Origin of the sequence: Reichenbachiella carrageenanivorans (assembly GCF_025639805.1) — a bacterium.
Lineage (GTDB): Bacteria > Bacteroidota > Bacteroidia > Cytophagales > Cyclobacteriaceae > Reichenbachiella > Reichenbachiella carrageenanivorans.
This window is the reverse complement of record NZ_CP106735.1, coordinates 3,294,984-3,309,352: the sequence shown is the minus strand read 5'-3', so window position 1 is coordinate 3,309,352 and position 14,369 is coordinate 3,294,984. Positions and strand designations below refer to the sequence as shown.

The following is a 14,369-nucleotide window of genomic DNA, read 5'->3' as shown; positions in this document are numbered from 1 at the left end:
GATTATTTTTTCAGTTGATCTTTTATCCATTGGGGTATAAATTCCTTTTGCTGCTGATTGACAGGAAGCGGCTCCACCTGATGTCCTACCGAGGACAGGCTCTTCACACGACCATGAGGGGTGTCTCTATGACACTCCCAACATAGTCTGCTGGTACGGCTCTCTTGATGACTTTCTACCCAAGCAGTCATTTTGACATCCGTGACCTGCCCCATGTGGCAGCGTACACAGTTATTTTGCACCACCTCCTTACTTGGTTGGCGCATCGTAATGGCCTGCGGCTCTATACGTAGTGTATAGACAGACGCATGATACAAACCATCTTTTGCTTTGAAATAATATTTATTAAAGACATTGTCGTGAGGAACATGACAATCGTTGCAAGTGGCCACATTGCGATGTGCACTATGGTTCCATGTCACATACTCAGTGGTCATCACATGGCAGTTTATACACGCTACTGGATCGTCCGATAGGTAGGCCTCTGCTTTAGACAAGTGTATCACATAAAACCCCATCCCCACGATCAAGCCTACCAATACAGTCACGGGCACTAGCCATTCATCTGGTGGTATGATTTTTTTGAGCACGGAAGTTAATTTAGGTATTCGTTTCGCTTATAAATATACACCCATCCCATAAAAAAGTATAACAGAACACGGGTGACAATTATCATGTATCGCGCTTTCTGTTTAATCCTTCTTAGTCACAAAGAACACTCCAATCATTACCAATATAGTACCTACCCACTGCAAATAATGGATGCTTTCGCCCAAGAAATAATTAGCTAAAAGGATTGTAGAGATCGGGCCAAAACTAGCCACTATCGCAAAACTAGATGCCCCAATCATTTTGATGGACAGTGATACCAAATAAGAAGGAATAACAGTAGAAAACACAGCCATCACAAAGCCTAGCACATACACTTCTGTAGGGTAATTAGTGATATTGAAGTCACCTACCAATAGGTAATGAATGATCACACAAAGGCAAGAAATGATCATGGCATAGGAGGTAAAAACTGTCGCACCAATTTTAGGAATAAGCCATCCGCTACCGGCTATATAAGAAGCGTAAGTAACGGCACTCAAGAAGATCAGTCCTACACCCATCATCAGTCCTTCTCCATCCAGTCTCAACTCTAAGACAAACGCCAAAACAATCCCAAGGTAGGTGAGCACAATAGCGATCAACTGACGACGTGTAATCTGTTTTTTGAAAAATACCCTAGATATAAAAAGTACAATAGTAGGATACACAAAAAGGATAATCCGCTCGAGACTAGCTTTGATATAGACAAGCCCTAAAAAGTCGAACAAACTGGCCAAATAGTAGCCGACTATTCCCAATCCTATAATCCATAGATACACTCCTTTGGTCATGGCGGCTTGATCTTTTGGTCGCTTCACTACAGCCACTACCAGATACATGGGCAAGGCGAATAACATACGAAGTAAAAGCAATGAGACAGCATCGACAGGATACTGGTAAGCCATTTTTACGATCACTGCCTTAGCGGAAAAAAGTACAACGCCTAACAAAGCCAGTATTACTCCGATTACTCTTGATTTACTCATTGGTCTTCAGTCTATTATAAAGTAATGCGAAGCTATAAATTAAAACCAACTTACTCCATTAAAGATTATGAAAAATAATAATAGCTTTATACATTGATTATCAACTAGTTATAACTTATTTATTCAAGCTCAGTTTAAAGTTTTATTTGATTCTTTGGCTAGAATATGCTTTTGATATAGATTAGACAAGAGAAAGAAAAGGTTTTTAATAAATGCGAAATGTACATCCACCTGTACCTGTTTCGCAGAGTAGCATTTATGGAGATACAAAGTACGGTGAGTACCCTACTAGGCATGCTTTTATTAAGTAGCGGGGTGTACTCAATTTATAATGGCGCATGGAACCGCCGATTCAAGCAGCGAATACCACCTAATAAGAAACTTCTTCAGGAGAATAAAAACCTGAAGTTTATGCTTAGGCAGGCACAGCAAGAAGTAAAGATCGGCAGTTGGGAATGGAACACTCAGACCAATGAAATATTTTGGTCCGAAGAAATGTATACCATCTTCGAACTAGACCCAGAAAACGGGCCTGACGTAGACCAACTACGGCAAATCATATTTGATGAAGATAGGCCTGTTTTTGATCAATCGATGCGAGACCACCTCAACGGACGTATCGTCCGCCGCACGGAATACAGAATAAAAACACATACTGGCAACATCAAATATATCGCAGCCACAGGCAGAGCAATCTTCGATGAGAACCAAAAACCAAACAATTTGTTTGGCACAGCCCAAGACATCACAACTCAAAAAGAGATTTCCAAATCATTATTCCAAGAAAAGAAAAAATACCATTTATTAGCAGATAGCCTACCTGTAGCCATCTTTAGATCCAACGTAAAAGGCGAACTGCTTTTTGTAAATCAATCCATGGTAGAAATGTTTGGCTACGAATCAGAAGAAGAGCTACTAAAGCAAAACTGTTTTGCCTTATACACCAACCCTGTAGACCGTGGCGAACTGCTTTCCGAACTCAATGCCAATGGCAAACTCACTGATTATCAAATGACTTTCCAACGCTGCGACGGAAGCACGTTTGTAGGCGAGCAAAATTCATTGATAGAAGGAAATGAGTTGCATGGTATCATACAAGACATTAGTGACAGGGTAGAGAGCGAAAAGGAAAAATCAAACCTCATAGAAACACTAAAAGAACAAAATAAAGACCTAGAAGAGTTTGCGTTTATTATCTCTCATAATCTCCGCAGTCCATTAGCTAACATGATGGGATTGACTAAAATATTTGACAAGTCTTCAGTGACATCGGACAATCTAGAAATACTCGGTCTCATCGAGCAAAGCACGGTCAATTTAGACCTGATCATAAAAGACCTCAACCAAACCCTCACTGTACGAGAAGGCGAAAAGAAGCTAAGAGAAGTGATCGATCTCTTCCCTATGGCACATGATATATTAGTCAATTTCAAAAATGTAATTGAAAGCCACGGCATTCTAGTAGAGTTTGACATCATGCCAGATGCACAGCTCAAATCTGTCTCGGATTTCATCAAAAATATTCTCTTCTATTTAGTAGATAATGCCATCAAATTCAGAAGGCATGAAGGTCAAGCCAAGGTAAAAATCAAATATCAGGAAACAGACACCAATTACATCCTTTCTGTATGCGACAACGGCATAGGCATTGATCTCGAAACCAATGAAAATCGAATATTTTTGATCTATGAAAAACTCGATGGAAAAAAAGAAGGAAGAGGGCTAGGATTATACCTTGTAAAAAATCATGTAAATGCACTCTACGGGAAAATTGAAGTGGAGAGCAAGCTCAACGAGGGCTCCAAATTCAGAATCATTTTACCGAAAGAATAAGCTCTTCAAGTTCAAAAACCTTTTACCTATGCTAATAAAACAGGAGCACTCATTAATCTATGCTGTGTTAATAGCCTGTGCTAGTTGGGCTTGTTCGCCTACATCAGTTCCAGACTACGTACTTATTTCTGGCACCGTTACCCAATCCAACTCAAGCTACCTAACAATCAAAGGAGACTATTTCTCCACTGACATAGACAGAAACAGCAATGGCACTTTTTCAGATACCCTTCGTGTAGCAAGGGGCTTCTATACTTTTTATTGTGGGTCTGAAAAGGCACAAATATTTCTTGATAAAGGCTATGTCCTACATCTATCAGCCAATCAATCTCAATTCAATAACACCTTATTCTTTTCTGGGAAAGGCACAGGAACGAAAGTCAATAACTACTTAGCCAATAAATCCAGATTTGAAAACACATTAACATCCGATCAAATTCTCTACTCTTACAATGAAACTGATTTTGAACGCCAAGTAAAAGGCTGGTCGGATCAAGTACTCAAACTACTACAAGTGAGCGAAATAGTAGACATAGACTTTGTGTCCCAAGAAAAAAGAAATATAACCTACACATATTTGACCCATATTTCCCATTACGAAAAGTACCACCAGCATGCTACCCAAGATTACAACTACACCGTATCGGCGGATTTTGAAAAACCTTTAGAGCAGCTCGATATGAGCAACGAACAAGACTTTGAAAACCTGAGTAGCTATAGAAATTTACTGAAAAGTTATATAGGCTCAAGAATCGAGCGAGGCCAAACCACTGCTACGTTTGAGTCCATCAAAGCGAATACGACACAGCTCATAAAAACAGAGCTCATCCTAGAGCTTGTCCGCAAAATTAATATAGGTCAAAAAAACGTAGAGCAAATCTACCAAGGCATATTAAACCTATCTCCAGACTCAACTACCCTAGCTGGTCTTAATGACAAAATGAATAAAATAAGGAAGCTAAACCAAGGCATGCCCTCTCCTCCTTTTGCCTATAAGGACATCACGAACCAGATCATCAGCTTGACAGACCTCCGTGGCAAATATATCTACATGGACATATGGGCTACCTGGTGCCACCCCTGTCTGAAAGAAATTCCGGCCTTGAAAACGCTACAAGAAAGATATAACGATACCCTAATTGAGTTTGTAAGTCTCTCTATTGATGCCAACAAAGACTTCTCTAAATGGCAAGACATGGTTAAAAACAAAGAGCTAAAAGGCATTCAGCTCTTTGCGGACCAAAGTTGGAATTCTATATTTTTGAAAGACTATATAATAGAAACCATTCCTAGGTTTATCCTTATCGACCCAAATGGAAATATTATAAATGCTCATGCTCCGAGACCTTCAAACCCTGAAACCCGATCAATACTTGATGGGCTACTCCATAAATCATAGTATTTATCATATTGGTATAAATTATAACTTTCAAACATATAATTTATCTAAAAATCAAAACAGAATGGTTTTCTGATCCCCTAAAATGTACTTTTCTAATATTTTTTTATCTAAATTACACCCTGCATTGACCCGCTATTTAATTGGTATAATTCTATAATCAGCTACGGAAGAATAAATATTATTCACCATTTAGAGCATACATACCATGAAGTTATCGGTTCTGTTGTCTGTAGCACTCGCAATCTGCTACAACAGTCTAGCCAACCTTCCTGACCTAAAAGAAGGCACTTCACTAAAAGTATCGGGAAAGGTTATTGATCAATCCACTAACCAGCCTTTAGCTTTCGCCAACATCATATATAACCATACTGGTACGACTACGAACCTAGACGGGGAATTTGTATTTCAAGTAAACTATCATGCGGCTGAAAATCTGATGCTCGTGAAATACATAGGTTATGAAACAGCAGCCATTCAATTGAATGAAGATAATACAAACCTGACAATTGCACTCAATCTCAAAAGCGAAATGCTCGACGAAGTAGTCGTAATTACTGCTGATCAGGTATTGAGAGATGTCAATAATTACCTACAGATCAACTACGAATTTTCGGATCAACTACTCTCCTCCTACTACAAAGAAACCGTTAGCACCAATAAGGAGTGTATCTACTTGGCAGAAGGTATTTTCGACATCTATTACCCCACGGTATACAGCAAAGAGAAAGCAAGCATTCATGCCAGAAAAACACGTAAAAAAACCTTTGCGTCACTAGACACCTTGTTCATGCCATTGATCCACGGACATGCCACGGACATGATCAACGGAGTCACCCGTCGTACAGACAGTTTCATTAAAATGGACAAACTAGCCAACTACACCTTCTCCAAACAAGGACTAACTTGGTATGATGGCAAAGAAGTCTTTCAAATTTCTTTCGAACCCAAAAACAAAAAAGCAGATTGCCGTGGATCACTCTATATCGACGTAGAAAGTAAAGCTGTGATCAGAGCAGAATACGAGCCTCTACTCGAAGGGCAAGCATTTTGGAACAAAGTAAAATGGACAGAAGAATACAAAGAAGTGGACAACAGCTGGTATATCCACCGTGTATCCTATGTAGGCGAATGGAATCAAAATGGTGAACCTATTACTTTTGAGGCACTACTGGTAGTGACTGACTTCGAATCTATCAAAACTAAACCTCAATTATCTGAAGCATTAACCCAAGACGATATTTTCTTCAATCAAGCCTCTACTTTCACAGAAAATTTCTGGGAAGATTTCAACTACATCAAGTTGAGTGCAAAAGAGAAGCAAGCATTGGGCTATTAGCTTAGCCTTATTTTCGGAGTACAAAAAAAGCCATCCCGATTACTATCAGGATGGCTTTAGTTTTTTTTTATAACGCTATGACTTATGCCGAATAGTTGCTCAGCATAACTGGCATCACGAGCATGAGTAGGTCTTCGTTATCATCTTTATCTACAGGGAAGAGCAAACCTGCTTTGTTTGGCTCAGAGAACTTCATAGATACCTGTGTAGAATCTATATTAGCGAGCATTTCAATCAAAAACTTACCGTTGAATCCTATTTCGATATCAGCGCCATTGTGATCGCAAGACAAACGCTCGTTGGCTTCATTAGAGAAATCCAAATCCTCTGAAGAAATAACCAATTCACTTCCTGTAATTTTTAATCTTACCTGGTGCGTAGTCTTGTTGGCATAGATAGCAATCCTTTTTAACGAACCTAGCAACTCCGTTCTATCAATGATCATTTCATTGTCATTGTTCGCAGGAATTACATTTTCGTAATCTGGGAAACGCTCATCGATCAATCTACAAACCATGTGAATGCCATCAAATTTAAAAAAGGCATTGGCTACATTGTATTGTACGTTTACATTGGTATTGCTACTTGGCAAGGTAGATTTCAAAAGCGTCAATGCTTTTCTTGGAATGATCATACTTGCGCCGTTTTCAGAGGCAATATCTACTCTTCTGTATCGGATCAATCGATGCCCGTCCGTTGCCACGAAAGTGGTATTCGTTTCAGACAGATTCAAATACACACCAGTCATAGCAGGGCGAAGTTCATCACTACTAGTTGCTAGAATGGTATTGTTTATTGCATTACCAAGTACGCTTGACGAGATATTCACATCATTGCCATCAGATACACTAGGTACTTTAGGAAAGTCAGTAGCATTTTCTCCAGCCAACTTATATCGACCATTATCAGAATTGATCTCAATGCTATAAGTTTCTTCATCGATACTAAAAGTTACCGGCTGTTCGGGTAAGTTTCTCAACGTTTCCAACAATATCTTGGAAGGTACTGCTATGTTTCCGTTTTCTTTCGCTTCCACTTCCAGCTCAGTGATCATGGAGGTTTGCAAATCAGATGCCGTGATGGTCAATTTACCATCTGCAATTTCGAATAGAAAGTTTTCCAAAATTGGAACTACTGGATTGGTTGTGATCACGCCATTGATGGCAGACAACTGTTTGAGTAGGTAAGAGGAAGAAACTATAAATTTCATTCGCTAGTGTATATTTAAGTTTGTAGATTCTGAAAACTGCATGAGGCATGAGCTACCCCAAATTTGATCCAAAGTTAATGATAAAATGCTAATAAAAAACTACTGGCTTTTTAATGAGATTTTGCTCTCTAAAATCTCATTCTGAGTCTCTCAAATTCGCCTTCACTATTTTAATATTATTCTGTTCTCCCCACACCTGATCATTGACGATCCAAAGTAGGGGTTTTTTATTTCCTTTTCTAAACTGAGCCAATCGGCTCCTTTGTTGCGTTCTGCCATCGGGCAATGCTGCACATAAATCCTTTCCTCTAATGGGCCAAACACTACCGTCATATCTACCATTGGCGATGAGACCTGTAAAAAAACACCACGTACGCCTTCCTCATTTGCCTGATGATGAATATGCGCTAAGGATTTGAGAAAAGCACTACGATACGCCAGCCAAGCCCCATGAGATGAACCTAAAAAAAGTGACATATCCACACCTTCTACAGAAGACTTGAGCTGTATACCCGCCTGCTTGGCCGCTTCCCAATTATCATCCACCAATGCATTTTTCATTTCGAAATAGGCATGATATACTGGAGCAAGTGCTTGTTTGGCTGATACACTAAGAATAGCAGCACGGGGGGTATGTACAACACTCATCATACTAGGTTTGCCAGCCAACTGTGCCGCAGCATCTATACTAAACGTACCATGCGTGGCAATTTCCTCGCCAGCCTCTAACCCTGCAGTAATTACAAATGACTCTCCTAAAGATGGCCCTAAAGTGACCTTTCGAAGCATAAAATGTGTACCATTCGTAGCATTGGTTTTTACATAAACGATAGACCGTTTACCTGTCCACATCACTGCCGATTTAGGTATTACAATACTTGCTTCACCACCTGTGAGCTGTGCTTCGATCGTACCCCTTACAAACATTTCTGGTTTCAATCGCCCGTCCCTATTGTCTACGGTAATTCTTGCCCTAGCTACTCGGCTTTTCGCATCTATCACTGGGTCGATAAAGGTGACATTGCCGACAAACGACTCTCCTGGCAAAGCCTGAAAGGTATAATTCACTTTATCACCTTTTTTTACCCAAGCCATGTCTCTTTCATAAATATCAAAAAGCAGCCACACCTTGTTCAGGTTAGCCACCTCAAAGAGCGGAGCTCCTTGCTTGATGTGATCGCCAAGGTTTACCTTCTTAGTGGTAACTACACCAGTCAAATCCGATAGTATAGGAAAACTCTCCATCGGCTGACCAGAGGACAAAATACCGTCGATTTGTTGATCAGTAAGTTTCCATTTTTTCAATTTTTCGCGAGAAGCGTTATACAATACAGGCTGATTATCTCTGATTTTATAGGCCTCAAACAACTCTTTCTGCGCCGTAACCAGCTCAGGAGAATATAGATAAGCAATCACTTTTCCCTTGTAGACATACTCCCCTGTATAGTTGAGCAGCAGTTGTTCTATCCTACCAGAAATATGAGAAGTTTGTGTAAAAACGTATCGTTCATCTGCTTTTACTTTACCATTGATTCTAATGATTTTGGTAGGTATTTTCAGTGTCACCATTTCGGTCTGTACATCGGCCAGCTGCATAGCCGTGGGCGTCATTTTTAACTCTACAGGGTCTTCGGTGTTTGTATCCGACGAAAGTGGTGTCAGTGTCATGCCACAGATCGGGCAATTGCCAGGTTCGGTTTGACGGATTTGCGGATGCATAGCACAAGTCCATGTCTGGCCCGTCCCCTCCTCATGCACATGCGCTTCTTCACCTCTCGACTGGTTAGTGGGTTTTACCAACCACCCTATGACACCACCCAACAACACAGCAAAAGCCAATAGGGCGAATTTATTTTCTACTATCTTTTTCATTTTGATGTAATGTTTGAATGAGCAATCAAATAATTGAGTTGGGCACTGGCGAGATTATATTGTTTGATCGCCGTGGCCTTGGCCATTTTGTACTTTAGCAACTCCTGCTGCATCTGCAGCACATCTTCAAAATCCTGCCCTGAGTTTTCATAAGCCGAATACAGCAAATCGATGGCTATCGACGTGCTTTCTATCTGATGATCAAAGAGCGCAATTCTTTGCTGGGCAGTCTCCAGTTCATTTTTTGTCATATAATAGGATGAAACTAAGCCATTTACCAATTCTTCTTTTTCCGCTACCAATGTCATCTGTGTCAATTCAGCCTCTTTGATGGCAGATTTGTATTTTTTACGATAGATCGGTAAAGACAATGTAAACATGGGCATCACTACATTCTTGCCATTGTCTGGAACTGAAATATCTGTACGATCACCTACAAACACATAATCAAGCCCCAAACCAATCTTAGGCATACCTTGTTTTTTGGCAACCCTTTGCATAGACTCCGCAGATGAAATTTGAAACTCTTTAGCCTTGAGCTTAGGGTTGTAGAGCAGCAAACTATCCTTGTCATATATCACAGGTGAAATCTGGCTCTCGAAGGGTTCAACTACAATTTTTGCCTTTTCTTGCCTGTTGAGCAATGTGGCAAAAGCATATTCAATAGCCTGTTTTTTTTCTCTATTGATCATGATCTCAGTCATGGCACTTTCCATCAAAATATCGACACGAATGACATTGACCATACTACCTTTTGAATTAGAAAACTGCGTTGTGCTCAAAGCCTTATAGGTTTCTAATATTTTCAAATTCTCTTCTTGCCATTGAATGTGTTCATTGATTTCGGCCAAAAGGAAATAGAGTTTTTTCACACGCAAGAACAAGTCATCCCGTTGATCCACAAACATCTGATACGCCGCTTCGGCTTGTGCATTGGCCACCTCCTCTTTGGCCGACAGCGTACCAAACCAAGGAAACATTTGGCTCAAGCCAATTTTGACTCGCTGCGGTCCTAATCGAGTTTCTACCGGACTAATAAAATAACCAAACGAAAGTGTAGGGTCTTGCAAAGCATTGGACTGATCTACACGCTCCATAGCCGCTTCAAATCGCAAATAGGCTCCCTTTAGTCCTGGGTTATTTTCAGCAGCTTCCAGTAGATAGTCGTCCAAGCTTTGGCTCATTCCTGTATTGGACATCAGCCAAAACAACAGGCCTATAAAGTATATCACACGCTTCATCTCGTTGATTTTTTTAGTTTATATTCCTCTCTCCAATAGTAGAGCACAGGCGTAACGAAGAAAGTAATGGCTGCAACGATCATCCCTCCAAAAGCTGGTATTGCCATCGGAATCATGACATCGGCTCCTCTACCCGTAGAAGTGAGTACAGGCAGCAAAGCAATAATGGTAGTCGCCGACGTCATCACGGCTGGTTTGATTCTGCGCAAGCCAGCACGAGTCACTGCTTCTCTCAACTCCTCAGCTGTAGCGGGTTGGTACTTTTTCATACTCTGGTCCAAATAAGTACCGATGAGCACACCATCGTCGGTAGCAATGCCAAACAAAGCAATAAAACCTACCCAAACTGCCACACTCAGGTTGACCGTCTGAATCTGAAACAGCTCACGCATATTGGTAGAGAATAGAGAAAAGTCCAAAAACCAGTCCTGACCATAAAACCAAAGCATCATAAATGCCCCACTAAATGCCATGGCTACCCCCATAAAAATCATCAGTGAAGTAGAAATGGATTTAAACTGGAAATAGAGAATAAGAAAGATGATAATCAATACCAATGGCACGATGATCGCCAGCCGCTTCTCTGCTCTGATTTGATTTTCATAACTACCCGAAAACTTAAAACTAATACCTGCAGGTACGACCAATGTCCCTTCATCAATCCTATTTTGAATAGAACGCTGCGACTCTTCTACCACATCTACTTCCGCATAGCCATCCTTTTTGTCAAACAACACATAGCCTACCAAAAAAGTATCTTCGCTTTTAATCATTTGCGGACCTTGCGCATAGGAAATATGGATAAGATCTCCCAGCGGTACTTGTGTGCCTGTGGAGGTGCGTACATAGATTTTGGCTAAAGTGGCAGGGTCGTCTCGCAGCTCTCTTGGGTATCGCACCCTTACAGGAAATCGTTCGCGACCTTCTACCGTACTGGTGATTTGCCTACCACCCACCGCAGCTTCGATGGTCTGTTGTATATCTTCAATACTTAGTCCATATCGAGCTATTTTTTGGCGATCAATATTAAGATGAATATAAGGCTTGCCCACGATGCGATCAGCAAATACCGCCTCAGACTTGACAGATGGTACTTCTTTCAAAATCACCTCCAACTCTCGCCCAAACGATTCTATTGTAGCCAAATCAGGCCCATAAACCTTGACTCCCATAGGCGCACGCATGCCCGTTTGCAACATGATCAAGCGGGTCTCGATGGGCTGTAGTTTAGGTGCTGATGTTACGCCTGGAATTTTGGTCACCTTCACAATTTCATTCCAAATATCATCTGGAGATTTAATCTCTGGGCGCCAGTTTCGGTAATAGTTTCCGTTGTCGTCGGGTACTAACTCATCAAAAGTCAGATCAGCGTCAAGTGCATCTAAAGCAGATAAGTAGTTGCCAGATTGGGTTTTATAATTCCCATCCTCATCCACTTTAAACTTTACCCTGTGGCCTTTCTTATTGACCATGTACTCAGACTTGTAATTGATGATGTTTTCATACATAGAGATCGGTGCTGGATCAAGTGCTGACTCTACACGCCCCATCTTTCCTACTGCCAGCTCCACTTCTGGTATATTGGCCAACAACATGTCTAGTTGTTGAACTACACGCTTGTTTTGAGTCATTCCTGCATGAGGCATAGAGGTGGGCATGAGCAAAAAACTCCCCTCATCCAAGGCAGGCATAAATTCTTTACCTATTCCTGGAAAGGTTTTCTCCATGGACGACCATATCTTGGTGGTACGAATTTGTACTCCAGCCAAATCAAATCCATTGGATACAAAACCAAATACAGTCGCAAAACCCAGCCAGGTAGTCACTCCAAACAAAATCAAAAAAACGGGAATGGATAAAAACTTTTTTTTGTTGTCTAGACACCAATACAACACCTTCAAGTAATACTTTTCTAACATCAAAAAAGCACCAAGAATCAAAGCGACTATCCATACGACAAAGACAAAGTTGAGAGCTACTGACGCATTAGCACCTAGAGGCATCCAAGACTTGGCCATAAGCCAAGTAGCAGAAATGACCACAATGATGACCTTAAGGTTAGTTGATATCCAATACTCTTTTTTAATCGCCAGATTAAAAAACCACGCCAGTCCAAATGCCATAAGCGTAACCCCTGCCCAGACGGAGTTAAAAACTGCAATCAACAAGCCTACTACTAACAATAGTCCATGAATGAACTTGCCTTTGAGTTTTTTGTGAATGCTAAAACCAAATACCCAATGTGCAATGCTAGGCAAAATCAAAAGTGATACGGCCAGAGCAGAGAGCAAGGCAAAAGTTTTGGTAAAAGCCAAAGGCCTAAAAAGTTTTCCTTCGGCAGCCTCCATCGCAAAAACGGGAATAAAACTCACAACAGTGGTAGACACGGCCGTAACAATAGCCGAACTCACCTCGGCCGACGCCTTATAAATCGTATCAATGAGTCGCTGCGATTTAGGAGCTTCGCCCATATGTTTGATCACATTTTCGGACAGGACAATACCCAAGTCCACCATAGTACCGATAGCAATGGCTATTCCCGAAAGGGCAACAATATTGGCATCTACCCCCAAATAGCGCATGGCGATAAACACCATCAATACCGCAATAGGTAGTAATCCTGCAATGAGGATAGAAGCCCGTAAGTTGAGCACCATTACGATCACCACCAGTATGGTAATGAGTATTTCTAACGAAAGTGCTTCCTCCAATGTGCCAAGCGTTTCGTTGATCAGCTGTGTGCGATCATAGAAAGGTACGATCGTCAACTGACTTTCTACACCATTGGCTAGGGTCTTTTTAGGCAAACCGCCTGACAAATCTTTGATTTTGTCTTTGACTTTGTTGATCACGGCAAGTGGATTGGAACCATGACGCGCTACGACCACACCTCCTACTACTTCCGCTCCCTCCTTGTCGAGCAGCCCTCTCCGTGTGGCTGGCCCGAGAGTTACTAAAGCTATATCCTTGATGGTAATCGGTACGTGATGTGCTGACACGTCCACTACTGTTTCTTCTATGTCAGCAATAGATTTTATATACCCCAACCCTCGCACCAAATACTCCGCTTGGTTGATTTCGATGGTTTTTGCACCTACGTCTCTGTTGGATTTCCTGACTGCATCCATGACCTGCTGTAGCGAAATATCATAGGCATTGAGTGCGTCAGGGTTCACATCTATTTGATACTCCTGAACAAACCCTCCAATGGAAGCCACTTCAGACACGCCCTCCACGGCATTCAACCCATACTTGACAAAAAAGTCCTGTACAGACCTTATTTCATGTAAGTCCCACCCCCCAGTAGGATTTCCGTCTCTGTCCCGCCCTTCGATCGTGTACCAATAGACCTGACCAAGTGCTGTAGCATCTGGCCCTAAAGAAGGACGAACCCCATCTGGCAAAAGATCTACGGGTAACGAATTGAGCTTTTCTAAAATTCGCGAACGCGACCAATAAAACTCTACGTCTTCATTAAAAATGATATAGATACTCGAAAATCCAAAAACGGACGAACTCCTGATCGATTTTACCCCGGGGATACCCAGCAAGGAAGTCGTCAATGGATAAGTAATTTGATCCTCTATATCTTGAGGAGATCGCCCCATCCAAGGCGTAAAAATAATTTGTTGGTTTTCACCAATATCTGGAATAGCATCGACAGGCACAGGATCCGAAGGCAAAAAAAGAGTCTTCCAACCAAAAGGAGCTGTGATAAGCCCCCAGCCAATCAGCACGATCATAAGCAATACAGTGACTAGCTTATGCGCTAAGAAAAAACGTATAATTCGATTCAACATAGGTTTTGATACTTTAGAAATCTATAGTGTCTGAAAAATCAGACACAACTAAACGGCAAGAGCTTTCTCAAAAAAGACTCTCGACGAACGGATCAAGT

The 14,369-nt window shown here is 41.2% G+C and carries 9 protein-coding genes; 3 read left to right on the top strand and 6 right to left on the bottom strand.

All coding sequences use genetic code 11. The features are described 5' to 3' along the window. Positions 1-2 precede the first annotated feature (2 nt). Complete coding sequence (nrfH, locus tag N7E81_RS13240; protein ID WP_263050067.1) at positions 3-590, bottom strand: cytochrome c nitrite reductase small subunit; 588 nt, start codon at positions 588-590, stop codon at positions 3-5. Between the two features lie 102 nt (positions 591-692). Continuing rightward, entirely contained in the window at positions 693-1,577 is an 885-nt protein-coding gene (locus tag N7E81_RS13235; RefSeq protein ID WP_263050066.1) for a DMT family transporter, read from the bottom strand. A 219-nt stretch (positions 1,578-1,796) separates the two neighbouring features. Between N7E81_RS13235 and N7E81_RS13230 the strand changes: the two genes are divergently transcribed. The 3 genes from N7E81_RS13230 to N7E81_RS13220 all read left to right on the top strand — a co-directional run bounded on the left by N7E81_RS13230 (position 1,797) and on the right by N7E81_RS13220 (position 6,148). After that, positions 1,797-3,410, top strand: a complete 1,614-nt coding sequence (locus N7E81_RS13230; protein WP_263050065.1) for a sensor histidine kinase — start codon at positions 1,797-1,799, stop codon at positions 3,408-3,410. Between the two features lie 28 nt (positions 3,411-3,438). Then, positions 3,439-4,809 carry a TlpA family protein disulfide reductase gene (locus N7E81_RS13225; RefSeq protein WP_263050064.1) on the top strand — a complete coding sequence of 457 codons (1,371 nt, stop codon included), beginning with the start codon at positions 3,439-3,441 and terminating at the stop codon, positions 4,807-4,809. Between the two features lie 208 nt (positions 4,810-5,017). Beyond that, complete coding sequence (locus N7E81_RS13220) at positions 5,018-6,148, top strand: carboxypeptidase-like regulatory domain-containing protein (RefSeq protein ID WP_263050063.1); 1,131 nt, start codon at positions 5,018-5,020, stop codon at positions 6,146-6,148. Positions 6,149-6,230: 82 nt separating this feature from the next. Here the strand turns inward: N7E81_RS13220 and dnaN are convergent, their stop codons facing one another. The 4 genes from dnaN to N7E81_RS13200 form a co-directional block, all read right to left on the bottom strand. Beyond that, entirely contained in the window at positions 6,231-7,358 is a 1,128-nt protein-coding gene (dnaN, locus tag N7E81_RS13215) for a DNA polymerase III subunit beta (RefSeq protein ID WP_263050062.1), read from the bottom strand. 165 nt (positions 7,359-7,523) lie between these two features. Next, the gene (locus N7E81_RS13210; protein WP_263050061.1) at positions 7,524-9,230 is read right to left on the bottom strand and encodes an efflux RND transporter periplasmic adaptor subunit; all 1,707 of its coding nucleotides are present in this window, start codon (positions 9,228-9,230) and stop codon (positions 7,524-7,526) included. Then, entirely contained in the window at positions 9,227-10,471 is a 1,245-nt protein-coding gene (locus tag N7E81_RS13205) for a TolC family protein (protein ID WP_263050060.1), read from the bottom strand. Before N7E81_RS13205 ends, N7E81_RS13210 begins: the two co-directional genes overlap by 4 nt. Next, entirely contained in the window at positions 10,468-14,271 is a 3,804-nt protein-coding gene (locus N7E81_RS13200; RefSeq protein ID WP_263050059.1) for an efflux RND transporter permease subunit, read from the bottom strand. Before N7E81_RS13200 ends, N7E81_RS13205 begins: the two co-directional genes overlap by 4 nt. Positions 14,272-14,369: the final 98 nt, after the last annotated feature.

Excerpts from the sequence above, each read along its gene's own strand:
- N7E81_RS13230 (WP_263050065.1), top strand. The coding sequence starts at position 1,797 with ATGTACATCCACCTGTACCTGTTTCGCAGAGTAGCATTTATGGAGATA.
- N7E81_RS13200 (WP_263050059.1), bottom strand. The coding sequence starts at position 14,271 with ATGTTGAATCGAATTATACGTTTTTTCTTAGCGCATAAGCTAGTCACT.
- N7E81_RS13210 (WP_263050061.1), bottom strand. The coding sequence starts at position 9,230 with ATGAAAAAGATAGTAGAAAATAAATTCGCCCTATTGGCTTTTGCTGTG.
- N7E81_RS13220 (WP_263050063.1), top strand. The coding sequence starts at position 5,018 with ATGAAGTTATCGGTTCTGTTGTCTGTAGCACTCGCAATCTGCTACAAC.
- N7E81_RS13235 (WP_263050066.1), bottom strand. The coding sequence starts at position 1,577 with ATGAGTAAATCAAGAGTAATCGGAGTAATACTGGCTTTGTTAGGCGTT.
- N7E81_RS13205 (WP_263050060.1), bottom strand. The coding sequence starts at position 10,471 with ATGAAGCGTGTGATATACTTTATAGGCCTGTTGTTTTGGCTGATGTCC.
- dnaN (WP_263050062.1), bottom strand. The coding sequence starts at position 7,358 with ATGAAATTTATAGTTTCTTCCTCTTACCTACTCAAACAGTTGTCTGCC.
- N7E81_RS13225 (WP_263050064.1), top strand. The coding sequence starts at position 3,439 with ATGCTAATAAAACAGGAGCACTCATTAATCTATGCTGTGTTAATAGCC.